This is a genomic window from Kitasatospora sp. NPDC059795 (assembly GCF_042732175.1).
Lineage (GTDB): Bacteria > Actinomycetota > Actinomycetes > Streptomycetales > Streptomycetaceae > Kitasatospora.
In genome coordinates this window covers 24319-46749 of record NZ_JBHWID010000025.1, presented here as the reverse complement: position 1 = coordinate 46749, position 22431 = coordinate 24319, and the positions used below count along the sequence as shown (strand labels likewise).

Here is a 22431-nt window from a genome sequence, read left to right as displayed (position 1 = left end):
GTAGGACGACGGAGGCGACGCGGTGGACAAGCTGATGTGGGTGCTGGGCGTCCTGATCTTCGTGATCGGGTTGCTCTTCTCGATCGCCTGGCACGAGCTCGGCCACCTCTCCACCGCGAAGCTGTTCGGCATCCGGGTGCCGCAGTACATGGTCGGCTTCGGCAAGACCATCTGGTCGACCAAGCGGGGCGAGACCGAGTACGGCCTGAAGGCGATCCCGTTCGGCGGCTACATCCGGATGATCGGCATGTTCCCGCCCGGCGCGGACGGCCGGATAACGAAGCGTTCCAGCTCGCCCTGGCGATCGATGATCGAGGACGCCCGGGAGGCCTCCTACGAGGAGGTCCGGCCCGGCGACGAGACCCGGCTGTTCTACACCCGCAAGCCGTGGAAGCGCGTCATCGTGATGTTCGCCGGCCCCGGCATGAACCTGATCCTGTCGATCGGCCTGTTCCTGACGCTGTTCATGGGCATCGGCGTCCAGCAGTCGGTGCCCACCGTGCAGTCCGTCAGCGAGTGCGTGGTGCCGGTCAGCCAGAAGACCGACACCTGCAAGCCGGAGGACGCGAAGTCCCCGGCCAACCTGGCGGGCCTGCGGGCCGGCGACACCGTGCTGAGCTTCGGCGGGGTGCAGATCCACGACTACCCGCAGCTGTCCAACCTGATCCGGGACTCGGCGGGCAAGCAGGTCGCCATCGAGGTCCGCCACAAGGACGGCGGCCTCGCCACGCTGAACGCCGACATCACCACCAACACGCTGCAGGCGCTGGACAAGGACAACAACCCGGTCAAGGGCCGGACCGTCACCGCGGGCTTCCTCGGCATCACCCCCGCCACCGGCGTGCACCACCTGTCGCTCGGCGAGAGCGTCGACCAGATGGACTCGATGGCCCGGCACAGCGTCGAGTCGCTGGCCCAGCTGCCCGGCAAGATCCCCGGCCTGTGGCACGCCGTGGTCGACGGCGCCCCGCGCGAGACCGACTCGCCGATCGGCATGGTCGGCGCCGCCCGGCTCGGCGGCGACGTGTTCGCGATGGACCTGCCCGCCACCCAGCAGCTCGCGTTCTTCGTCCAACTGCTGGCCGGCATCAACCTGATGCTGTTCCTGTTCAACATGCTGCCGCTGCTCCCGCTGGACGGCGGACACATCGCCGGCGCCCTGTGGGAGTCGCTGCGCCGCGGCGCCGCCCGGGTGCTGCGCCGCCCCGACCCCGGACCGTTCGACGTGGCCCGGCTGATGCCGCTGGCCTACGTGGTCGCCGGGGTGTTCATCTGCTTCACGGCCCTGGTGATGGCCGCCGACATCATCAACCCGGTGCGCATCAACTAGCCGCGCGCCACCCACGGCCGGGTGTGCTCCGCCACCCGGCCGTGCCGTACCGTTGGACGCCGGGCGCGCCGGATACGGCGCGCGTCGGCTCACCGAATTTCTGCAGAGGAAACACTGCGCACATGACCGCGATCTCGCTCGGTATCCCCTCCCTGCCGCTCAAGCCGCTGGCCAAGCGCCGGTACTCGCGGCAGATCATGGTCGGCAACGTACCGGTGGGCGGTGACGCGCCGGTCTCGGTGCAGTCGATGACCACCACGCTGACCTCCGACGTCAACGCGACGCTCCAGCAGATCGCCGAGCTGACCGCCTCGGGCTGCCAGATCGTCCGGGTCGCGGTCCCCTCGCAGGACGACGCCGACGCGCTGCCGATCATCGCCAGGAAGTCGCAGATCCCGGTGATCGCCGACATCCACTTCCAGCCCAAGTACGTGTTCGCCGCGATCGACGCCGGCTGCGCCGCGGTGCGCGTCAACCCCGGCAACATCAAGGCCTTCGACGACAAGGTCGGCGAGATCGCCAAGGCCGCCAAGGGCGCCGGCGTGCCGATCCGGATCGGCGTCAACGCCGGCTCCCTCGACAAGCGCCTGCTGGAGAAGTACGGCCGGGCCACCCCGGAGGCGCTGGTCGAGTCCGCGCTGTGGGAGTGCTCGCTGTTCGAGGAGCACGACTTCCGCGACATCAAGATCTCGGTCAAGCACAACGACCCGGTCGTGATGATCAACGCCTACCGCCAGCTCGCCGCCGCCTGCGACTACCCGCTGCACCTGGGCGTCACCGAGGCCGGACCCGCCTTCCAGGGCACCATCAAGTCCGCCGTGGCGTTCGGCGCGCTGCTCGCCGAGGGCATCGGCGACACCATCCGGGTCTCGCTGTCCGCCCCGCCGGCCGAGGAGATCAAGGTCGGCAACCAGATCCTGGAGTCGCTCGGCCTGCGCCAGCGCGGCCTGGAGATCGTCTCCTGCCCGTCCTGCGGCCGCGCCCAGGTGGACGTCTACAAGCTCGCCGAGGAGGTCACCGCCGGCCTGGAGGGCATGGAGGTGCCGCTGCGGGTCGCCGTCATGGGCTGCGTCGTCAACGGCCCCGGCGAGGCCCGCGAGGCCGACCTCGGCGTCGCCTCCGGCAACGGCAAGGGCCAGATCTTCGTCAAGGGCGAGGTGATCAAGACCGTGCCCGAGTCGAAGATCGTCGAGACCCTGATCGAAGAGGCCATGAAGCTGGCCGAGCAGATGCAGGAAGAGGGCGTCGAGTCGGGCGCCCCCGTCGTCGTGGCCGCCGAGTGACGGTCTGAAGTTCCCGGCGGGACCGCTTCTTTCGGCGGTCCCGCCCGCTGCGAGAGGTGCCTCCCGTGCTCGATCGAGGTGTGATGCTGCCCGGCCCGTTCCAGGTCGCCCGGGCGCTGGCCGCAACCCGCGTGCTGGAGACGCCCGACCTCGACGACGCGCTGGAGATCCTGCGCCGCGACCCGGTCGCCAACGCCTTCGTCGCCACCCGGGTGGAGGCCGTCGGCCTCGACCCGTGGCGGCTCGGCGGCGAGATGTGGGGCTGGCACGACGCCGACGGGCGACTCGAATCGCTCTGCTACGCCGGCGCCAACCTGGTCCCCGTCAACGCCGGCCCGGAGGCCGTCCGGGCCTTCGCCGAACGCGCCCGCCGACAGGGCCGCCGCTGCTCCTCGATCGTCGGCCCGGCCGCCGCCACCGCCGCCCTGTGGGCGTTGCTGGAACGCTCCTGGGGCCCGGCCCGCGAGGTGCGCGGCCACCAGCCGCTGATGGCCACCTCCACGCCCGTCACCGACGTCGAACCCGACCCGCTGGTGCGACGGGTGCAGCGCCCCGAGATCGAGGCGCTGATCCCCGCCTGCGTCGCCATGTTCACCGAGGAGGTCGGGATCTCCCCGCTGGCCGGCGACGGCGGCCTGCTCTACCAGGCCCGGGTCGCCGAACTGGTCTCCTCCGGACGGTCGTTCGCGCGTTTCGACGAGGACGGCAAGGTCGTCTTCAAGGCCGAGATCGGCGCCGTCACCGCCGGGGCCTGCCAGGTCCAGGGCGTCTGGGTGGCCCCCGAGCACCGCGGCAGGAAGCTCTCCGAGAGCGGCATGGCCACCGTGGTCAACACCGCGCTCGCCGAGGTCGCCCCCGTGGTGTCGCTGTACGTCAACGACTTCAACCTGCGGGCCCGCGCCGCCTACCGCCGGGTCGGCTTCCGCGAGGTCGGCACCTTCATGAGCGTGCTGTTCTGACGATCCGTCAGGCCTCGGCCGGGTCGCGCAGCGGCAGGTGGGCGCCCATCACCGCGTACGGCCGGGCCGTGTTCGGGAAACGCACCGCCGGCGCGAGGTCCCGGTAGCCGAGCGAGCGGTACAGCCGGCGCGCCGGCGTCTCCGCGTCGATCGCCGACAGGATCGAACGGTCCAGACCCGAGTGCCCGCACAGGGTGCGGATCAGCCGGGTGCCCACCCCCAGGCCCTGGAACTCGGGCAGCACGTGCAGCTCCGTCACCGCGAACACCCCGTCCAGCCAGCTCTCGTGGCCGCGCGCGGCCAGGTACGGCTCGATCACCGTCGACCACCAGTGGGTGCGCTGATTGGGCATCCCGTAGCCGAACCCGACCAGCCGGCCCTCCGCCATCGCCCCCAGCGCCAGCACCCCCGGCTGCAACGCGTGCCGGCCGACGATCGGCAGCCGCACCGCCACCTCCTGCGGACCCAGCCCGAACGCGACCGCCTGGACCTCCAGCACGGCAGGCGCCCACGCCGCCAGGTCGATGGCCTCGATCGTCACCCCGGTGCGCTGCTCCATGAAGCGGGACGTTACTACCTGCCGTCGCGGGCGGACGCGCGGCCCGTCCTCACAGCCAGGCCGCGAACTCCAGATGGAGCTCCGCGCCCGCCGAGTCGCCCCGGGCGAGCGCCGCCAACGCGGTGTCCACGGCCCGCAGCAGGGTCCAGGCCCGCACCCGGTCGGCGGGCAGCTCCACCGCCTCCGACAGCTGCGCCAGCCGCCGCCGGGCCGCACCGCGCGGGCCCGGTGCGGCCGCCAGCGTCTCCACCCGGTCCAGCACCAGGCGGGCCAGGTCGAACGCCCGGTCGCCGACCACCGGACGCGGGCCGACCGCCAGCCACGGCGAACGGTCGGCGGCCAGCACCCGCCCGTGGTGGAAGTCCCCGTGCAGCAGCCACCCGCCGCCGTCCGCGGCCAGCGCCACCGCCTCCAGCGCCTCGTCCACCAGCGGCCCCGCGTCGGCCGCGCCCGGCAGTGTCCGCCGCTCGGCGATCCGCCCGGCCAGTGCGTCGGCGTGCTCGGCGAGGGTGGTGAACGCGTGCCCGGCGGGCGGCTCGACCCAGAGGCGGCGCAGCAGGCTGGTCGCCTCCAGGGTGGCCTTCGCCTCCACCAGCGAACGCAGCGGGATCTCCCCGTGCAGCCGCTCCAGCAGCAGCGTCCGGTCGGCGTCGGCGAGCAGCAGCACGGCCCCGCGACCGGCCCAGACCCGCAGCGCCGCCGCCTCGGCCGCCGGGTCGGCGGCCGGCCGCACCGCCTTCACCGCCACCGGCGTACGGTCCTCGACCCGGTACCCGTACCCGACCAGCCCGCGGCCCCCGCCGGGCTCGGCCACCCGCTCCAACACCAGCCCCCAGCCAGCCAGTTGACGCGCCAACCGGCCGGGCAGCGCGGCCAGCCACTCCGCCTCGGCGGGATCACCCCCAGCCCGGACCGACGCGGCCAGACGCTCGGGGACGGTGAACTGCGGAGGCTGTGCGGACATGCCGCCATCATCGCGCAGAGCGGCGACCGCGGACGGCGAGACAGGCCCTAGGGCCTGTCCGGCCGATCTTGCCGGGCGCGCGACGCCGGATCATCCCGCCTGGACGCACCGCCGAAACATCCAAGTACACCCAGTACGAGGACGTTCCGGCGGCACGCCCAGCCGGGCGCGAAATGGGGGCACCTCCCGGCCCGCAAGGGCTGGGGGAGCCGCGCGCTGATCCGACAAGATCGACCGGACAGGCCCTAGCCGGCGCCGGTGGTCGGGGCGGGGTCGGCGGGGTCGGCGGGGGTGAGGCCGGGGAGGGCGGGGAGGTCGGCGCCCCAGTGGGCGGCGCGGAGGGTGCATTCGCGGAGGGCGGTGGCGGCCTGCGGGCGCAGTGCGGTGGTGGCGCACAGGTCGGCGTAGGCGGCGGTGAGTTGGATCTCCAGGTGGGCGGCCAGTTGGCCGGCGGTGGCGGCGTCCTTGACGGGGAACGGCAGCCGGTAGCCGGGTGCGGCGGCAGTGGGGGAGGCGCCGCCGGCGGCGAGCAGGCGCTGCCAGGCGTCCCGGCGGGACTGGTGGGCGGCGTAGGCGGCGCGCCCGTCCTCGCGCTGCGGGCCGGCCGGCAGGAACGCGCCGACCACGCCGTACCCGTACACGGCGGCGTGCTCGGCGGCGAGCGCGGACTGGAGCGCCTCGGTGTCGGCGGCGGCCGACGCGGAGGGTGCGGGCGAGGGCCCGTCGGCGGCGATCGGCCCGGTGTCGCCGAGGGCGGCAGCGTGCGCGGCGCCGGAGGCGGAGGCGGAGGCGAGCATCCTGGCGAGGGCGGGGGAGGCGGCGGCCAGGTCGGCCAACCGCAGGCCCGCGGTGCGGAGTTCGGCGGCGGCCAGGTCGGCGACGGTGCGGGCGGCGGGCGAGGAGGCCGAGGGAGAGGCCGCGGGCGAGGAGGCGGGCGAGGCGGCGGGCAGCGACTGGGCGAGCGCCTCGCGGTGCTGGACGACGTCGTCGCGCAGGTTGCCGAGCCGGTCCGCGTCGCCGGGGTTCGCCGCGAGCACCGCGTCGTAGTCGGCGAGCAGCGCGTCGGTGGCGGCGAGTTGGCGCAGTCGCAGCGGCCGGTCGGCGTCCTCGACGGCGGGGCGCCGGGCCTTGTCGGGGCCGGAGGTGCAGCCGCACAGCAGGGCGAGCGCCCCGAGGGCCAGGAAGGACCGCCGTGTGGGCGCGGGCATCGGCACTCCAGCGTGTTCGTGGGGCCGGACGCCCCCGTCGGGAGAATCTCTACCGGAGCCGGGCACTCCCGGCGAAAGCTCGGACAGTACCGGGTGGTTGTGACGTTGCTCGCAGCGGGGTGGCCGGGGCCCGGGTCGGAATCGGCGGTTCGGGGGTTGACCGGATAGGCTTCCACCTGAGTTAGCACCTCTGACAACAGCAGACGCGGCCGAGGAGTCACCCGGATGAGCACCACCCCCACTGACCGGCTGCGCACATTGCTGGAGCCGCTGGCCGCCGAGGCAGGGTTGGATCTCGAAGAGGTCAAGGTGACCCAGGCCGGCAGCCGCCGCCAGGTGCAGATCGACGTGGACGCCGACGGCGGCGTCGACCTGGACGCGATCGCGGAGTTCTCCCGCCTGGTCGGCCAGGCGCTGGACGAGTCGGACCTGATGGGCGACGCCGCGTACCTGCTGGAGGTCGGTTCGCCGGGCGCCGAGCGCCCGTTGAACGAGCCGCGGCACTGGCGCCGGGCGACCGGCCGGCTGGCGGCGATCAAGCTGGTGGACGGCGCGGAACTGACCGCGCAGGTGCTGGAGAGCGACGAGGACGGCGCGCTGGTCGAGGTGCAGCCGGTGAAGGGGCGCGGCCGCCCCAAGGAGCGCCGACTGGAGTTCGCGGAGATCGCGCGGGCCCGGGTGCAGGTCGAGTTCAACCGCAAGGACGAGGAACTGCTCGACGCCGCCGCCGACATCGCGGACACGGACGAAGAGGAAGAGGAGGCGTAATCGTGGACATCGACATGAGTGCCCTGCGCGGGCTGGTCACCGAGAAGGGCGTGCCGTTCGACCTGCTGGTCGAGTCGATCGAGTCGGCCCTCCTCATCGCGTACCACCGCACCGAGGGCTCGCGCCGCCGCGCGCGGGTGGAGCTGAACCGCAAGAGCGGCCACGTGACGGTGTGGGCCCTGGAGGACGCGGCCGAGCTGGACGAGGGCGTGGAGCCCAAGGAGTTCGACGACACCCCGAGCGGGTTCGGCCGGATCGCCGCCTCCACCGCCAAGCAGGTCATCCTGCAGCGGCTGCGGGACGCCGCGGACGACAAGACCTTCGGCGAGTACGCCGGCAAGGAGGGCGACATCGTCACCGGTGTCGTCCAGCAGGGCAACGACCCGAAGAACATCCTGGTCGACATCGGCAAGCTGGAGGCCATCCTGCCGCCGCAGGAGCAGGTCCCGGGCGAGGACTACCGGCACGGCACCCGCCTGAAGTGCTACGTGGTGGGCGTGCGTCGCGGTGTCCGCGGCCCGTCCGTGACCCTGTCGCGGACCCACCCGAGCCTGGTGAAGCGCCTGTTCGCGCTGGAGGTCCCGGAGATCGCGGACGGCTCGGTGGAGATCGCGGCGATCGCCCGCGAGGCCGGCCACCGCACCAAGATCGCGGTGTGGTCGCGTCGCCAGGGCCTGAACGCCAAGGGCGCCTGCATCGGCCCGAACGGCATGCGGGTGCGCGGCGTGATGGCCGAGCTGCACGGCGAGAAGATCGACATCGTCGACTGGTCGGAGGACCCGGCCGAGATGGTCGCGGCCGCGCTGTCGCCCGCGCGGGTGACCAAGGTCGAGATCGTCGACCTGGCGCAGCGGTCCGCCCGGGTGATCGTGCCGGACTACCAGCTGTCGCTGGCGATCGGCAAGGAGGGGCAGAACGCCCGCCTCGCCGCCCGTCTCACCGGCTGGCGGATCGACATCCGTCCGGACACCGAAGTCCCGGTCGAGGAATCGGCGAGCCGGTAGCAAGCGTTGTTCCCAGCCTCCGGAGATCTACTCGGCGGCGGCGAGTCCCTTCGGAGGGGTAGACTTGAGCGTGTCTGGCCGGACGCATGCCCGTGCATGCCCTGAACGCACCTGCGTGGGCTGCCGCAAGCGGGCGGCCAAGCATGAGCTGCTGCGTGTCGTGGCGGGCGAGGGCGAGTGTGTCCCCGATCCCCGCGCCACACTGCCGGGCCGGGGCGCGTATCTGCATCCCGTACCGAACTGCCTCGACCTCGCGGTCCGCCGCCGGGCGTTCCCGAGGGCCTTCCGGGTCCAGGGCACGCTCGAACCCGGCGCCCTGCGGGAGTACGTCGGGGCAGGAGCAAGTCCGGCCGACGGTCAGTCGGCCCGCTGACGGGCCTTGCGTCCGGCAACACGCACCAGTGCACGGCAGTGGGTACATCGCCGTGTGCCACAAAGTCAGGTACCTCGCGAGATGGAAGTAGGTCGAGATTGCGATGAGCACTCGATGAGTACGCGATGAGTACGCCCATGAAGTAGCGACAGTCCGGCGGACGAATACCCCGGACGTATAGACAGGAGCGAAGTGGCTAAGGTCCGGGTTTACGAACTCGCCAAGGAGCTGGGTCTGGAGAGCAAGGCCGTCATGGCCAAGCTCACCGAGCTGGGCGAGTTCGTGCGTTCGGCGTCCTCGACGATCGAGGCGCCGGTCGTGCGCAAGTTGACTGACGCTTTGGGAGCGACCCCGCCGTCCGGCGGCGCGTCCTCCGCGAAGCCTGGCCCGCGGAAGCCCGCGGCGCCCCAGCCGTCCGGCACCGCCGGTTCGGCCGCACCCAAGCCGGGTGCCCCCACCCCCGGCCCGCGTCCGACCGTGACGCCGGGCCCCCGTCCGACCACTCCCGCGCCCGCTGCGGGCTCGGCTGCGCCGAAGCCCGCCGGGGCGCCGACCCCGGGTCCGCGCCCGGCTGCCCGTCCGGCTTCGCCGGCCGCGCCTGCCGCGCCCGCCCCGGCGGCCGAGTTCTCCTCCCCGGCTCCGGCCGGTGAGGCTCCGGCGCGTCCGGCCGCCCCGCGGCCGGCTCCGGCCAACCCCGCGGCCCGTCCGGGCCCGCGTCCGGCCGGTCCGCGTCCGGGCAACAACCCCTTCACCTCGGGTGGCGCGTCGGGCATGGCCCGTCCGTCCGCCCCGCGTCCGGGCGGCCAGTCCGGCGAGCGCGGCCAGCGTCCGGGTGCTCCGGGCGCCGGTGCTCCGCGTCCGGGCGGTCCGGCCGGCGAGCGCGGTCCCCGTCCCAGTGGCGAGCGCGGTCCCCGTCCCGGCGGTCCGGGTGCCGGTGCTCCGCGTCCGGGCGGTGCCCCGGCCGGTGAGCGCGGTCCCCGTCCCGGTGGCGCCCCGCGTCCCGGTGCTCCGGGTGCCGGTGCTCCGCGTCCCGACGGCATGCCCCGTCCGGCCGGTCCGCGCCCCGGCGCGCCCAGCCCGTCCGGCATGCCCCGTCCGAACCCCGGCATGATGCCGCAGCGTCCGGGCCCGCGTCCGGGTCCGGGTGCCGGTGCGCGTCCGGGTGGTCCCGGTGCGCGTCCGGGTGCTCCGGGTGGCGCCCGTCCGGGCTTCCAGGGCCGTCCGGCCGGTCCGGGCTCGCGTCCGGCCGGTGGCGGCTTCGGCGGTCCCCGTCCGGGTGGCACCGGTGGCGGCGGCTTCGGTGGCGGCGGTGCCCGTCCCGGTGGCTTCGGCGGTCGTCCCGGCGGCCCGGGTGCCCGTGGTGGCACGCAGGGTGCGTTCGGTCGCGGCCCCGGTGGCCGTCCGGCGCGTGGCCGGAAGTCGAAGCGCGCGAAGCGCCAGGAGTACGAGGCCATGCAGGCCCCGTCCGTCGGCGGTGTGATGCTGCCGCGTGGCAACGGTTCGACCGTTCGCCTGTCGCGCGGTGCGTCGCTGACGGACTTCGCGGAGAAGATCAACGCCAACCCGGCCGCGCTCGTCTCCGTCATGTTCAACCTCGGTGAGATGGTCACCGCCACCCAGTCGGTCTCCGACGCCACGCTGCAGCTGCTGGCGGACGAGATGGGCTTCGTGCTGGAGATCGTCAGCCGGGACGACGAGGACCGTGAGCTGCTGGAGTCGTTCGACATCGACTTCGGTGTCGACGAGGGCGACGAGGAGCAGCTGGCTCCGCGTCCGCCGGTGGTGACCGTCATGGGTCACGTCGACCACGGTAAGACCCGACTGCTGGACGCGATCCGCAAGACCAACGTGGTCGCGGGCGAGGCCGGTGGCATCACCCAGCACATCGGTGCCTACCAGGTGGTCACCGAGGTGAACGGCGAGCAGCGTCCGATCACCTTCCTCGACACCCCGGGTCACGAGGCGTTCTCCGCCATGCGTGCCCGTGGTGCGAAGTCCACCGACATCGCGATCCTGGTGGTCGCGGCCAACGACGGTGTCATGCCGCAGACGGTCGAGGCGCTCAACCACGCCAAGGCCGCCGGTGTGCCGATCGTGGTCGCCGTCAACAAGATCGACGTCGAGGGCGCCGACCCGACCAAGGTCCGCGGTCAGCTGACCGAGTTCGGTCTGGTGGCCGAGGAGTACGGCGGCGACACCATGTTCGTCGACATCTCCGCGCGCCAGGGCCTCAACATCGAGGAGCTGCTGGAGGCCGTGGTCCTGACCGCGGACGCCTCGCTCGACCTGCGCGCCAACCCCGAGCAGGACGCCCAGGGCATCGCGATCGAAGCCCACCTGGACAAGGGCCGCGGCGCCATGGCGACGCTGCTCGTCCAGCGCGGCACCCTGCGGGTCGGCGACTCGATCGTCGTCGGCGACTCCTACGGCCGCGTCCGCGCGATGCTGGACGAGAACGGCAACAGCCTCTCCGAGGCCGGCCCGTCCCGTCCGGTGCTGCTGCTCGGTCTGACCTCGGTGCCCCGCGCCGGCGACAGCTTCATCGTCGTCGACGAGGACCGCACCGCCCGTCAGATCGCCGAGAAGCGCGCCGCCCGCGACCGCAACGCCTCGATGGCCCAGCGCCGCGTCCGCGTGTCGCTGGAGGGCTTCGAGGCCGCGCTGGCCGCCGGCAACATCGAGAAGCTCAACCTCATCATCAAGGGTGACGTCTCCGGTTCGGTCGAGGCCCTGGAAGACGCTCTCGTCAAGCTGGACGTGGGCGAAGAGGTCGAGCTGCGGGTCCTGCACCGCGGTGTGGGTGCCATCACCGAGTCCGACGTGGACCTGGCGATGGGCTCGGACGCCATCATCATCGGCTTCAACGTGCGCGCCGAGGGGCGTGCCCGTACCGCGGCCGAGCGCGAAGGCGTCGACATCCGGTACTACTCGGTCATCTACCAGGCGATCGAGGAGATCGAGGCCGCGCTCAAGGGCCTGCTCAAGCCCGAGTACGAGGAGGTGCGCCTCGGCTCCGCGGAGATCCGCGAGGTGTTCCGCTCCTCCAAGTTCGGCAACATCGCCGGTGTCCTGGTGCGCGAAGGCATCATCCGCCGCAACACCAAGGCCCGCCTGCTGCGCGACGGCAAGGTCGTGGCGGAGAACCTCAACATCGAGGGTCTGCGCCGCTTCAAGGACGACGCGACCGAGGTCCGCGAGGGCTTCGAGGCCGGTGTCACGCTGGGCTCGTTCAACGACATCAAGATCGAGGATGTCATCGAGACCTACGAGATGCGCGAGAAGCCGCGCGCGTAACGGCTGCTGACCGGGGTCGGCCGACGGGGTGCAGTTATCCCGTCGACCGGCCCCGGCCGCGCTGTTAGGGTCCTGGCTGTCGGGAATCCTTCGAGGCCCCCAGGCCGGCCAGGCCTGTCACTACATGTATGTAGGTACTCTCACCTTCGACCTGCTCCTCGGCGACGTTCACTCGCTGAAGGAGAAGCGGTCGATCGTGCGGCCCATCGTGGCCGAACTGCAGCGCAAGTACAGCGTGTGCGCCGCAGAGGTCGGGAACCAGGATCTGCACCGCAGGGCCGAGATCGGCGTTGCGGTGGTGTCCGGCGACGCCGGGTACGTCAACGAGATCCTGGACAGCTGTGAGCGGCTCGTGGCGGGCCGCCCCGAGGTGATGCTGCTCTCCGCGAGGAGGCGCCACCACCACGACGACGACGAATGACCTGCGGGCGTCACCACCGTCACACCCGCATCGGAACCGGAGCGCCCACAAGGCTGGGCGCGGGCGGGTACGTTGGGGAGAGGGCCCCACCGGGTCGAGGTCATGACCCGGGTACGCGCCTACTGCACGAGGAGGCAAGGCAACGTGACCGACACCGCAAGGGCGCGCAAGCTCGCGGACCGCATTCAGGTGGTCGTGGCGGAGACCCTGCAACGCCGGATCAAGGACCCGCGACTCGGGTACGTCACCATCACCGACGCCCGGGTGACGGGTGACCTGCGCGAGGCCACCGTCTTCTACACCGTCTACGGCGACGAGACCGAGCGGGAGTCCAGCGCGGCCGCGCTGGAGAGCGCCAAGGGCATCCTGCGCTCCGAGGTCGGCAAGCAGACCGGGGTGCGGTTCACGCCGACCCTGACCTTCGTCGCCGACGCCCTGCCGGACAACGCCCGGAACATCGACGACCTGCTGGACAAGGCCCGGGCTTCCGACGCCGCCGTCCGCACCGTCGCTGCCGGGGCCGACTACGCAGGCGAGGCCGACCCGTACAAGTCGGCCCGCGACGACGACGAGGACGAGTGACCACGGCCGGGATCCCGGCCGAGTCCGGCGCCGCGGGGGCGGTCTCCACTGTCGAGGTGGAGACCGCCCTCGCGGTGCTTCCGGGCCCGCGCAGCGGGTCGTCGACGCCCGAGCCCGGCCGGCCGTTCGAGGCCGCCTGGGCACGGACCCTGGAACTGATCGCCGGCACCGACGAGATCGACCTGATCTGCCACATCTGCCCCGACGGCGACGCGCTGGGCTCCGCGCTGGCCGCCGCGCTGGCGCTGCGCGGCCTCGGCAAGCGGGTGCGGGTGTCGTTCGGCGACGACCCGCAGATCATCCCCGAGTCGCTGTCCTTCCTGCCCGGGCAGGAGCTGATCGTCCCGGCCGCCGCGGTGCCCGACGCACCCGCGCTGGTACTGGCCTTCGACGCCGCCTCCGAGGAACGGCTCGGCCTGCTGCGCGACAAGGCGTTCGCCGCCGCCGACCTGGTCGTCCTCGACCACCACGCCTCCAACCCCGGCTTCGGCGACGTCCGGCTGATCGACCCGTCCGCGCCCGCCACCGCCGTCCTGGTCGACGAGCTGCTGCGGCGGCTGGGCGTCCGGCCGGACCGGGCGATCGCGGCCTGCCTGTACACCGGCATCGCCACCGACACCGGCTCGTTCAAGTACCGGGCCACCACGCCCGCCACCCACGAGATGGCCGGACGGATGCTGGCCACCGGGATCCGGCACGACCTGATCTCCCGGCAGCTGTGGGACACCACCTCGTTCGGCTACCTGAAGGTGCTCGCCGGGGCGCTGGAGCGCGCCGTGTTCGAGCCCGAGGAGGCCGGCGGGCACGGGCTGGTGTGGACCTGGGTGCCGTACCAGGACCTCGCGCTGTTCGGCGTCACCGTCGAGGAGATCGAGGGCCTGATCGACGTGCTGCGCAAGCCCGCCGAGGCGGACGTCGCGCTGGTGCTCAAGCAGGACCCCGACGGCACCCTGCGCGGCTCCTGCCGCTCCCGGGGCGCGGTCGACGTGGCCGCGGCGTGCGCCCGGATGGACGGCGGCGGGCACGTCTTCGCGGCCGGGTTCTCGGCCCGCGCCGGGGTGACGGAGACCGTCGAACGGTTCCGGGCGGCGTTGGCGGAGGAGACCGCGCGCTAGGCTCGTCCGGTTCGGTGGACGGTCCGCGCTAGGGTCTGTCCGGCCGATCTTGCCGGGCGCGCGACGCCGGATCATCCCGCCTGAACGCACCGGCAAACCATCCAAGTACACCCAGTACGAGGACGGTTCGCCGGCACGCCCAGCCGGGCGCCCGACGCCGCGCGCCTTTCCGACAAGATCGACCGGACAGACCCTAGGCGGTTGCGCAGAGAATGCGCACGGATTTTGGAACGATGAGCGATGAAGCGTAAAGGGACGGGCCCCGACGGGCTGGTCATCGTCGACAAGCCGGAGGGCATCACCTCGCACGGCGTGGTCGCCAAGCTCCGGTGGCTGGCCGGCACCCGCAAGGTCGGGCACGCCGGCACCCTCGACCCGATGGCCACCGGCGTGCTGGTGATCGGCGTCGAGCGGGCCACCCGGCTGCTCGGGCACCTGATGCTCACCGCCAAGACCTACGAGGCCACCGTCCGGCTCGGGCAGACCACGATCACCGACGACCGGGAGGGCGAGGTCACCGCCTCCGCCCCCGCCGACGGGGTGGCGCGGGAGGCGATCGACGCCGAGATCGCGAAGCTCACCGGCGAGATCATGCAGGTGCCGTCCAAGGTCAGCGCCATCAAGATCGACGGCAAGCGCTCGTACGCGCGGGTCCGCGAGGGCGAGGACTTCGAACTCGCCGCCCGGCCGACCACCGTGCACTCCTTCACGGTGCACGAGGTGCGCCCCGCGGTCGCCGAGGACGGCACGCCGGTGCTCGACCTCGACGTCACCGTCGAGTGCTCCTCCGGCACGTACATCCGCGCGCTGGCCCGCGACCTGGGCGCCGCGCTCGGCGTCGGCGGGCACCTGACCATGCTGCGGCGCACCAAGGTCGGGCCGTACTCGGTCGAATCGGCGCACACCATCGAGCAGTTGGAGGAGAAGCTGGAGGTCCTGCCGATCGCCGACGCCGCCGCGGCCGCGTTCCCGCGCTGGGACATCGACGCCGACCAGGCCAAGCTGCTCTCCAACGGCGTGCGGCTGCCCGCGCCCGGCCTCGGCGTGGACGGGCCGATCGCGGTCTTCGACCCGGACGGCCGGTTCCTGGCGCTGGTCGAGGAGCACGGCGGCAAGGCCAAGCCGGTCGCGGTGTTCGTCGGCTGACGCGGCGTCAACAAGCTTGCGGCGCGGCCCCGGTGGAGATTCTCCGCCGGGGCCGCCCGGCGTTTCACCGCAGGGCCAGGCGCCAGTCGTGGCTGCGCAGGAAGCGGCCGGAGCGCTGCGGGTACTCGAACTCGCACGGGCCCGCGTCGGTGAAGCCGAGGCGGGCGCACAGGGCGTTCGAGGCGGCGTTGTCGGCGGCCGGGAAGGCGTGCAGCGTGCCGGGAGCGGCGGCGTCCGCGGCGACCGCCTCACGCAGCGCGGCCAGCATCAGGCGCCCGGCCGCGACGGCCAGGCCGCGGCCCTGGAACTCGGGCAGCACGTTCCAGCCGGTCTCCCAGATCTCCTCGCCCCGCCACTCGCGGCGGTGGTAGGCGATCGAACCGGCGGGCGCGCCGTCGGCCAGGACCGCGAACATCACGCCGCCCTGCGCGGGGAGTGCGAGGTAGCGGCGGTGGCGGTGCAGCAGCTGCTCCGGCGTCTCCGGGCCGCCCACGTGCCGGCGCATCGCCGGGGTGTTGATGCGCTCCAGCAGCGCGAAACGGGAGTCGGACCAGGGGTCGAGGCGGACGTCCATGCCGGGATGGTGGCAGAGCGGCCGCCGCCCGGCCCACCGGTTTTCGGGGGCGGACGCGGCATTGCGCGGCGTGTCGGCGGGGGCGCGCGAGGTGAACGGGTGTGGTGAGCGGGGCGCGCGGGGTGCTGTGGGGCTGGTGGGGGGCAGGCTGACCGGCGGCCGGAACAGCGGCCGGAAGAGCGGACGGAGGACTGGCGGGATGGGCGAGGGCGCGAGCGCCGGCTTCGCGGGCGACCCGGCGCACGGGCTGCTGCGGATCCGGGACGTGCAGGGCCGGCTGTGCGGCCTCGGGTTCGTCGCCGACCGGCAGGGCACGGTGGTGACCGCGCACGAGGCGGTGGCAGGCCTGCCCAGGCTGGTGCTGCACACCCCGGGCGGGCAGTCCAGGGTGCTCGGACCGGACAGCGTCGACCTGCTGCCCGAACACGGCCTCGCCCTGCTGCGCACCACCGCCGTCGGCGGCGTGCCCGGCCGCGCGCTGCCGATCGGGCGCGGCGACGTCGGCGGGACCGTCGTGGTGCCGCACCAGCGCTGGGAGGACGGCGCGCCCGCACTGGCCCGCGGCGGCCTGCTCGGCCGGGAGAACGGCCGCTGCGGGGAGGGCGCGCAGACCCGCACCGTGCCGGGCGTGCTGCTGCTCGACCTCCCGGCGGCGCCGGTGGCCGGCGCGCCCGTCATCGACCCCGAGACCGGCGCGGTGCTGGCCGTCGTCGCACCCCGGGTCCGCACCGCCGGCGGGGCCGGGGTGGCCGCCGTCCCGCTGTCCGTGGCCGGCCCGCCGGGAGACGGCCCGCTCGGCCTGCTGCTGGCCCGCAACGCCTCCGGCGTGCCCGCGTTCGGCCGCGCCCTCAACCTGGCCGGCGGACTGCGCCTGACGGCCACCCAGCTGGACGCCGCCACCGCCGGGCCCGGCCGGATCACCGAACTCGCCGCCGACCGCGTCGACCGGCCCGACGGCCTCAGCGGCGAGGAACCGCAGGACACCCTCACCGTGCTGCTCGGCGAAGCCGGCAGCGGGCGCACCACCGAACTCGCCGCGCTCGCCGTCCGCCGGGCCGGCGCCGCCGAACCCCTGCCCACGCTCTGGCTGCGCGGCGCCGACCTCGCCCTCGACGACCAGGCCCTCGACGACACCCTGCGCCGCCGACTCGCCGCCGCCGCACGGCAGTTGGGCGTCCCCGAGGTCGCCCCGGCGGAGCTCGCCGAACGCTGCGCCGACGGCGGACGCCCGCTGCTGCTCGTCCTCGACGGGCCCGAGGAGGCCCAACTCGCGCTCTCCGCCCACTGGTTGGCCGACGCCCTGGACTGGCTGCGGGCCCGCCGGGCGCGCGCCCTGGTCGCCTGCCGCCCCGACGGCTGGCAGCAGCTCGGCCCCTGGCGGGCCGCCGCCCGGGCGCTCTGGCTCGGCCCGCTCACCGACGACGCCGCCGCCCGCGCCGGCCGGCGCTACGGCCTGCCCGAGTCCTTCCTCGGCCCCGCCGACCACGGCCACCCGCTGGCCCTGCGACTGGCCGGCGACCTGCACGGCGCCGGCGTGCACGGGCCGGTCGCCGACCGCACCGAACTCTTCGACGGCTGGCTCGACCTGGCCTGCCTGACCGTCGCCCGCCGGATCGCCCTCGCCTCCGGCGGCCAGCGCCGCCACCGGCGCGGCGGCCCCGTCCCGCCCGGCGAGGACGCCCGCCAGGTGCGCCGACTGGCCGCCGTCGCCGCCGGACGGCTGCACGAGGCCGCCCGGCTGATGCTCGGCGCGGGCGACGGGGCGCTGCCCGCCGAGGAGTTCGACCGGCTGTTCCCCGCCGCCGGCGGCTGGGCGCGGGCCGTCCACGAGGAACGCCTGCTGGTGCCCGCCGGCACCGGCCACCGGGCCGGCCACGAGGAGTGGGGGGAGTGGCTGCAGAGCCTGCACCTGGACCTCGACGCGGCGCTGCGCCTGCTGCTCGCCGAGGACGAGGCCACCGGCGGCACTCCCGCCGACATTCCCCGTGACACCCCCGGCGACCCGGTGGCCCGCAACGTCCTCCCGCCCGCGGCGGCGGCCGCGGCCAAGAGCCGCCAGGGCGCCGTCGGCCGGGCCCGGGTCGGCGTCGTGGCGGGGGCGCTGCGCCGGGTCGCGGCGGCCCGCGGCGCGGCCGCGCTGGACGGCTGGCTGCACCGCATCCGGCTGGCCCTGGAACGCGCCGAACCCGGCGGCGACCCCGACTGGTGGGCCGGCCGCCTGCTGGCCGCCGGGATCGCCGGCAGCCCCGAACCGGGCGCGCACCGCGAGCTGGTGGAGCTGCTCACCGACCGGGCCGGCCGGGACGCACGCTTCGGCCCGGCGTTCTGGGCCGCCCTGCCGCTGCCCGCCGCCGACCGGGTCGCGCTGCTCGGCCGCCTCGCCGACGGCCCCGCCGACCTGGCCCGCGCCGTCCGCGAGCGGGTCGCCGACCTGCTCGCCGCCGACCCGCACACCGTGCTGCCGCTGCTGTGCGGCTGGTACGAGCACGCCGGTCCGGGCGCCGCCGACCTCGCCGACACCCTGCTGTTCGACCATCGGGAGTTCGCCCTCGACGAGTTGACGGAGGCTCTGGTCGCCGCCGCGCACCCCCGGGCCGACGCACTGCTCGGCCGCCTCGCCGAACGCGAACCGTCCGCGCTGTGCCGCGCCGTCGACCGCTGGAGCCACGACCCGCGCCCCGAACGCCACGTCGCGGCCGCCGTCCACGCCCTGCGCACCGCGCCGCACGCGGGCGGATCCGGCGCGCAACTGCTGCGGCTGGCCGCCCGCACCCTGCTCGGCCGGGACGACGAACCGGCGCTGCACGGCGCCGCGCTGGCGCTGCTGGTGCGCGACCCGCAGGCCCGCGCCGAGCACCTGCCCGCCGCGCTGGCCGCCTACCGGGACGGCGACCCGTTCCTCACCGAGGAGGTCCTCGGCGACCTCGTCGAGGAGTACCCGGCCGAGGTGCTGGCCGCCGTCCGCGAACGGCTGCGGCTGCCCGGGGCACGGGGCGGCGACGGACTGCGGGCGCTCGGCCGGGCCGCGGACCCGGAGGTGGTGCGGTCCGGGCTGCTGTTCGCCGCCGAACTGCTGCGCGAACAGCCCGAGCGGGCCGGGCAGGTCGCCGACCACCTTGACCGGCTGCTGGACGCCGGACGGGACGGCCGCCCGCTGCTGCCCGCCGTGCTCGCCGCAGCGCCCCCGGCGCGGGCCCGCTTCGCCCCGGTGCTGGCCGCCCCCGGCACGGGCCGTGCAGGGCTGCTGGACGCCCTGCTGGCCGCCGAGCGGGCACCCGTGGTGCTGGGCGCCGTCGTGGAGGCGCTGGCGGCCCGCCACGCCGGCCACCCGCCGTCCCGGGTGCGCGAGTTGCTCCGCCGGATCGCCGACCACTGGCCCGGCGCGGACGCCGTCCTGGTGCGCTGCGCGGGCCGCTGGGCCGGTTTCGCCAGGCTGCTGGCCGACTGGCCCGCCGACGCCGCACCGCCGCCCGAAGGGCCCCGACTGACCAGGATGCGGACGCTCACCGCGGCCGGCCGCGACCCGCAGTACGCCGCCGCGGAGGCCGAACGGCAGGTCGACCGCCCCGGCGGCCGTCTGACCGGTCACACCGGAGGCCTTCCGGTACCTGGGCAGGGCCGGTCGCATGGCACGCTATAGGGGTTCGGTTTCGGTCTTTCGAGTGCACCAGGTGTGCACACCGTAGGAACAAGGAGCGGTCAGGTGCAGCGCTGGCACGGCCTGGAGGAGATCCCCGGGGACTGGGGGCGCAGCGTCGTCACCATCGGATCGTTCGACGGGGTCCACCGCGGACACCAGTTGATCATCAATCGGGTGGTCGAGCTCGCCGGGGAACTGGCGGCGAAGTCCGTCGTCGTCACCTTCGACCCGCACCCCAGCGAGGTGGTCCGCCCGGGCAGCCACCCGCCGCTGCTCGCCCCGCAGCCCCGGCGGGCCGAACTCGTCGAGCAGCTCGGCGTGGACGCCGTCCTGGTGCTGCCGTTCACCGCGGCGTTCTCCAAGGAGTCGCCCGAGCAGTTCGTGCAGTCGGTGCTGGTCGACGCGCTGCGCGCGAAGGCCGTCGTCGAGGGCCCCAACTTCCGCTTCGGACACCGCGCGGCGGGCAACGTCGAACTGCTCGCCGAACTCGGCCGGGCCGACGACTTCGCGGTCGAGGTGGTCGACCTCCAGGTGCGCGGCGCCGCCGGCGACGGCGAGCCGTTCTCGTCCAGCCTGTGCCGCCGCCTGGTCGCGGCCGGCGACATGGCGGGCGTCGCCGAGGTCCTCGGCCGCCCGCACCGGGTCGAGGGCGAGGTCGTCCGCGGCGCCCAGCGCGGCCGCGAACTCGGCTACCCCACCGCCAACGTGGACACCGTGCCGCACTCGGCGATCCCCGCCGACGGCGTGTACGCGGGCTGGCTGACCGCCGACGGCGAGACCATGCCCGCCGCGATCTCGGTCGGCACCAACCCGACCTTCGACGGCACCGCCCGCACCGTCGAGGCGTACGCCATCGACCGCGTCGGCCTCGACCTGTACGGCAAGCACGTCGCCGTCGACTTCCTCACCTGGCTGCGCGGCATGGAGAAGTTCGACAGCATCGACGCCCTGCTGGAGCGGATGGCCGAGGACGTCAAGCGCGCCCGGGAGCTCACCGAGCGCCCCTGACCCCGGCCGTCGGAAAGCCCCCCGCGAAGAACCCTTCGCGGGGGGCTTTCTGTCGCTCGCTCAGCCGTGCTGCGGCGGCGGGTACCCGTAACCGGGCGGCGGCGCCTCGTGCGGCGGCGGGTAGCCGTACCCGGGCGCCGGCGGGCCCTGCGGCGGGTAGCCGCCCTGCTGCGGAGGCCCCTGCTGCGGGTACGGCTGCTGCGGAGGCTGCTGCCACGGCTGACCGGCCGCCGGGTAGCCGCCCTGCTGCGGGTACTGCTGCGGGTAGGGCTGCTGCTGCGGCGGGACGCCCTGCTGTTGCTGCTGCCAGCCGCCCTGCTGCTGTTGCTGCTGCGCCTGCCAGCCGCCCTGCTGCTGGGCCCGGGCGATGTCCTCGCCGACCAGCGCCGCCAGCTCGAAGTAGGCGTCCCGGACCTTCGGCCGCATCATCGCCAGGTTGACCTCGGCGCCGGCCGCCAGGCTCTCGTCGAACGGCACCACCACGACGCCGCGGCAGCGGGTCTGGAAGTGCGCCACGATGTCCTCGATCTTGATCATCTTGCTGGTCTCGCGCACCCCGGAGACCACCGTGATCGACCGCTGCACCAAGTCCGCGTAGCCGTGCGCGGACAGCCAGTCCAGCGTGGTGGAGGCACTGGACGCACCGTCCACGCTGGGCGTGGCCACCACGATCAGCTGGTCCGCGAGGTCCAGCACACCGCGCATCGCCGAGTACAGCAGACCGGTGCCCGAGTCGGTCAGGATGATCGGGTAGTGCTGCCCGAGCACCTGGATGACCTGGCGGTAGTCCGAGTCGTCGAAGGTGGTGGAGACCGCCGGGTCCACGTCGTTGGCGACGATCTCCAGGCCCGAGTTCGGGTCCTGCGAGGTGAACTGACGGATGTCCATGTAGCTGCGCACGTGCGGGATCGCCGTCACCAGGTCGCGGATGGTCGCCCCGGTCTGCCGCTTGATGCGGCGGCCCAGGGTGCCCGCGTCCGGGTTCGCGTCGATCGCGATGACCTTGTCCTGCCGCTCGCTGGCCAGCGTCGCACCCAGCGAGGTGGTGGTCGTGGTCTTGCCGACACCGCCCTTGAGGCTGATCACCGCGATCCGGTAGCAGGTCATCACCGGGTGCCGGATCAGCTCCAGCTTCTGCTGCTTGCCGGCCTGCGCCGACTTGCCGCCGAACTGGAACCGCGGCTGCTTCTGCACCTTCGGCTGGCCGCGCAGCAGCCGGTCCGAGGAGAGCTCGACGGCCGCCGTGTAGCCCAGTGCCGCGCCGTGCGCCGCCGCCTGCGGGCCGGGCTGCTGGAAATGGGCCGGCGCCTGCGGGGCGTTCTGCGGGCCCGAGTGCTGCTGGTACGCCGGGCCGGGGCCGGGGCCGGCCTGCGGCCAGCCGCCCGCCCGCGGATCGGCCGGAGGCTGCCCGCCCCACTGCTGCTGACCCTGCTGCGGATACGCCGGGGGCGGCTGCTGGACCGGCGGCTGCTGCACGGGCTGCTGCTGTACGGGCGGCTGCTGGCCCTGCTGCGGATACGCCGGCGGCTGCGGCTGGTTGGGCCACGGCTGCTGGACCGGGGGCTGCTGACCCTGCTGCGGGTACACGGGAGGCTGCTGCTGCACGGGCGGCTGCTGGACCGGGGGCTGCTGCTGCGGGGCCTCCTGCACCGGCGGCGGCGCGGACGCCAGCTCGACCGGCGGCGAGGCCACGCCCTGCCCGTTGGTGGCCGGACCGGCGTGCTGCTGGGGACCCGGCGCGGGCGGCGGCGGAGCCGCCTCCGGAACACCCGTCACCGGCGGTGCGGCGACCGGCGGAACCTGCGCCTGCACGGGCTGGGGCTGTACGGGCTGGGGCTGCATGGGCTGAGGCTGGGGCTGCTCGGGGACCACCGGAGGCTGCGGCGCGGGCGCCTGCTGCTGCACCTCGGGCTGCACGGGGGCCTGCTGGACCGGCGGTTGCTGCACCGGAGCCTGCTGGACGGGAGCCTGCTGCACCGGAGGCTGCTGCTGGACGGGCGGCTGGGCCGGGCCGGGAGCGGCGCTCTGGGTGTACCAGGACGGAGCGGTGTAGTCCGGGGCATCGGACCAGTCATCGTCGTCCTCGGCCGCGTTGTCGCCGACGTAGACGCCGTCCCGATCGCTGCTCACTGGGGCTCCCTCGTTCTCGCCGACATTGCTTCGGCGGTTGCCTTCGGGCAACAAGACTAGGCCGTGCAGGCGG

General features: G+C 74.2%; 18 protein-coding genes. 13 read left to right on the top strand and 5 right to left on the bottom strand.

What is annotated here, in order from left to right; all coding sequences use genetic code 11:
* The first annotated feature begins 22 nt into the window (after positions 1-22).
* From ACFV4P_RS32920 to ACFV4P_RS32910, 3 genes are all read left to right on the top strand, one after another.
* Positions 23-1330 (top strand): M50 family metallopeptidase, encoded by a 1308-nt coding sequence (locus tag ACFV4P_RS32920; protein ID WP_380477164.1) that lies wholly within the window; start codon positions 23-25, stop codon positions 1328-1330.
* 122 nt (positions 1331-1452) lie between these two features.
* Positions 1453-2613 (top strand): flavodoxin-dependent (E)-4-hydroxy-3-methylbut-2-enyl-diphosphate synthase, encoded by a 1161-nt coding sequence (gene ispG, locus ACFV4P_RS32915; RefSeq protein WP_073818835.1) that lies wholly within the window; start codon positions 1453-1455, stop codon positions 2611-2613.
* 83 nt (positions 2614-2696) lie between these two features.
* Positions 2697-3572 (top strand): GNAT family N-acetyltransferase, encoded by an 876-nt coding sequence (locus ACFV4P_RS32910; RefSeq protein WP_380477182.1) that lies wholly within the window; start codon positions 2697-2699, stop codon positions 3570-3572.
* 7 nt (positions 3573-3579) lie between these two features.
* Here ACFV4P_RS32910 and ACFV4P_RS32905 read toward each other — a convergent pair whose 3' ends face one another.
* The 3 genes from ACFV4P_RS32905 to ACFV4P_RS32895 form a co-directional block, all read right to left on the bottom strand.
* Positions 3580-4131 carry a GNAT family N-acetyltransferase gene (locus ACFV4P_RS32905; protein WP_073818831.1) on the bottom strand — a complete coding sequence of 184 codons (552 nt, stop codon included), beginning with the start codon at positions 4129-4131 and terminating at the stop codon, positions 3580-3582.
* Positions 4132-4180: 49 nt separating this feature from the next.
* Positions 4181-5095: an aminoglycoside phosphotransferase family protein gene (locus ACFV4P_RS32900; protein WP_380477163.1), complete on the bottom strand. Its 915-nt coding sequence runs from the start codon at positions 5093-5095 to the stop codon at positions 4181-4183.
* Between the two features lie 245 nt (positions 5096-5340).
* Complete coding sequence (locus ACFV4P_RS32895) at positions 5341-6303, bottom strand: ferritin-like domain-containing protein (RefSeq protein ID WP_380477162.1); 963 nt, start codon at positions 6301-6303, stop codon at positions 5341-5343.
* A 225-nt stretch (positions 6304-6528) separates the two neighbouring features.
* Here ACFV4P_RS32895 and rimP point away from each other — a divergent pair, with 225 nt between their 5' ends.
* The 8 genes from rimP (at position 6529) to truB (ending at position 15006) form a co-directional block, all read left to right on the top strand.
* The gene (gene rimP / locus ACFV4P_RS32890) at positions 6529-7071 is read left to right on the top strand and encodes a ribosome maturation factor RimP (RefSeq protein WP_380477161.1); all 543 of its coding nucleotides are present in this window, start codon (positions 6529-6531) and stop codon (positions 7069-7071) included.
* A 2-nt stretch (positions 7072-7073) separates the two neighbouring features.
* On the top strand, positions 7074-8075 hold the full coding sequence (gene nusA, locus ACFV4P_RS32885) for a transcription termination factor NusA (protein ID WP_380477160.1): 1002 nt from the start codon (positions 7074-7076) through the stop codon (positions 8073-8075).
* Between the two features lie 70 nt (positions 8076-8145).
* Positions 8146-8448: a YlxR family protein gene (locus tag ACFV4P_RS32880; protein WP_380477181.1), complete on the top strand. Its 303-nt coding sequence runs from the start codon at positions 8146-8148 to the stop codon at positions 8446-8448.
* 192 nt (positions 8449-8640) lie between these two features.
* Positions 8641-11742 carry a translation initiation factor IF-2 gene (infB, locus tag ACFV4P_RS32875; RefSeq protein WP_380477159.1) on the top strand — a complete coding sequence of 1034 codons (3102 nt, stop codon included), beginning with the start codon at positions 8641-8643 and terminating at the stop codon, positions 11740-11742.
* Positions 11743-11866: 124 nt separating this feature from the next.
* Positions 11867-12163 carry a DUF503 domain-containing protein gene (locus ACFV4P_RS32870; RefSeq protein WP_073818821.1) on the top strand — a complete coding sequence of 99 codons (297 nt, stop codon included), beginning with the start codon at positions 11867-11869 and terminating at the stop codon, positions 12161-12163.
* Between the two features lie 144 nt (positions 12164-12307).
* A complete protein-coding gene (gene rbfA / locus ACFV4P_RS32865; protein WP_073818819.1) occupies positions 12308-12745 on the top strand; it encodes a 30S ribosome-binding factor RbfA in 438 nt (145 codons plus the stop codon).
* Positions 12742-13860, top strand: coding sequence for a bifunctional oligoribonuclease/PAP phosphatase NrnA (locus ACFV4P_RS32860; RefSeq protein ID WP_380477158.1), 1119 nt, complete (start codon positions 12742-12744; stop codon positions 13858-13860). Before rbfA ends, ACFV4P_RS32860 begins: the two co-directional genes overlap by 4 nt.
* A gap of 240 nt (positions 13861-14100) precedes the next feature.
* Entirely contained in the window at positions 14101-15006 is a 906-nt protein-coding gene (gene truB / locus ACFV4P_RS32855; RefSeq protein ID WP_380477157.1) for a tRNA pseudouridine(55) synthase TruB, read from the top strand.
* 64 nt (positions 15007-15070) lie between these two features.
* On the opposite strand, the gene ACFV4P_RS32850 is transcribed toward truB, so the two are convergent.
* Complete coding sequence (locus ACFV4P_RS32850; protein WP_380477156.1) at positions 15071-15580, bottom strand: GNAT family N-acetyltransferase; 510 nt, start codon at positions 15578-15580, stop codon at positions 15071-15073.
* A 199-nt stretch (positions 15581-15779) separates the two neighbouring features.
* Here ACFV4P_RS32850 and ACFV4P_RS32845 point away from each other — a divergent pair, with 199 nt between their 5' ends.
* On the top strand, positions 15780-19220 hold the full coding sequence (locus ACFV4P_RS32845) for a serine protease (RefSeq protein ID WP_380477155.1): 3441 nt from the start codon (positions 15780-15782) through the stop codon (positions 19218-19220).
* A 63-nt stretch (positions 19221-19283) separates the two neighbouring features.
* Positions 19284-20228 (top strand): bifunctional riboflavin kinase/FAD synthetase, encoded by a 945-nt coding sequence (locus ACFV4P_RS32840; protein WP_380477154.1) that lies wholly within the window; start codon positions 19284-19286, stop codon positions 20226-20228.
* Between the two features lie 60 nt (positions 20229-20288).
* On the opposite strand, the gene ACFV4P_RS32835 is transcribed toward ACFV4P_RS32840, so the two are convergent.
* The gene (locus ACFV4P_RS32835) at positions 20289-22358 is read right to left on the bottom strand and encodes an AAA family ATPase (RefSeq protein ID WP_380477153.1); all 2070 of its coding nucleotides are present in this window, start codon (positions 22356-22358) and stop codon (positions 20289-20291) included.
* Positions 22359-22431: the final 73 nt, after the last annotated feature.

What these genes read in the sequence shown, in the direction of transcription:
- ACFV4P_RS32900 (WP_380477163.1), bottom strand. Translation starts at nt 5,095, where the DNA reads ATGTCCGCACAGCCTCCGCAGTTCACCGTCCCCGAGCGTCTGGCCGCG.
- ACFV4P_RS32905 (WP_073818831.1), bottom strand. Translation starts at nt 4,131, where the DNA reads ATGGAGCAGCGCACCGGGGTGACGATCGAGGCCATCGACCTGGCGGCG.
- ACFV4P_RS32845 (WP_380477155.1), top strand. Translation starts at nt 15,780, where the DNA reads ATGGGCGAGGGCGCGAGCGCCGGCTTCGCGGGCGACCCGGCGCACGGG.
- ACFV4P_RS32895 (WP_380477162.1), bottom strand. Translation starts at nt 6,303, where the DNA reads ATGCCCGCGCCCACACGGCGGTCCTTCCTGGCCCTCGGGGCGCTCGCC.
- ACFV4P_RS32910 (WP_380477182.1), top strand. Translation starts at nt 2,697, where the DNA reads ATGCTGCCCGGCCCGTTCCAGGTCGCCCGGGCGCTGGCCGCAACCCGC.
- truB (WP_380477157.1), top strand. Translation starts at nt 14,101, where the DNA reads ATGAAGCGTAAAGGGACGGGCCCCGACGGGCTGGTCATCGTCGACAAG.
- rimP (WP_380477161.1), top strand. Translation starts at nt 6,529, where the DNA reads ATGAGCACCACCCCCACTGACCGGCTGCGCACATTGCTGGAGCCGCTG.
- ispG (WP_073818835.1), top strand. Translation starts at nt 1,453, where the DNA reads ATGACCGCGATCTCGCTCGGTATCCCCTCCCTGCCGCTCAAGCCGCTG.
- ACFV4P_RS32870 (WP_073818821.1), top strand. Translation starts at nt 11,867, where the DNA reads ATGTATGTAGGTACTCTCACCTTCGACCTGCTCCTCGGCGACGTTCAC.
- ACFV4P_RS32850 (WP_380477156.1), bottom strand. Translation starts at nt 15,580, where the DNA reads ATGGACGTCCGCCTCGACCCCTGGTCCGACTCCCGTTTCGCGCTGCTG.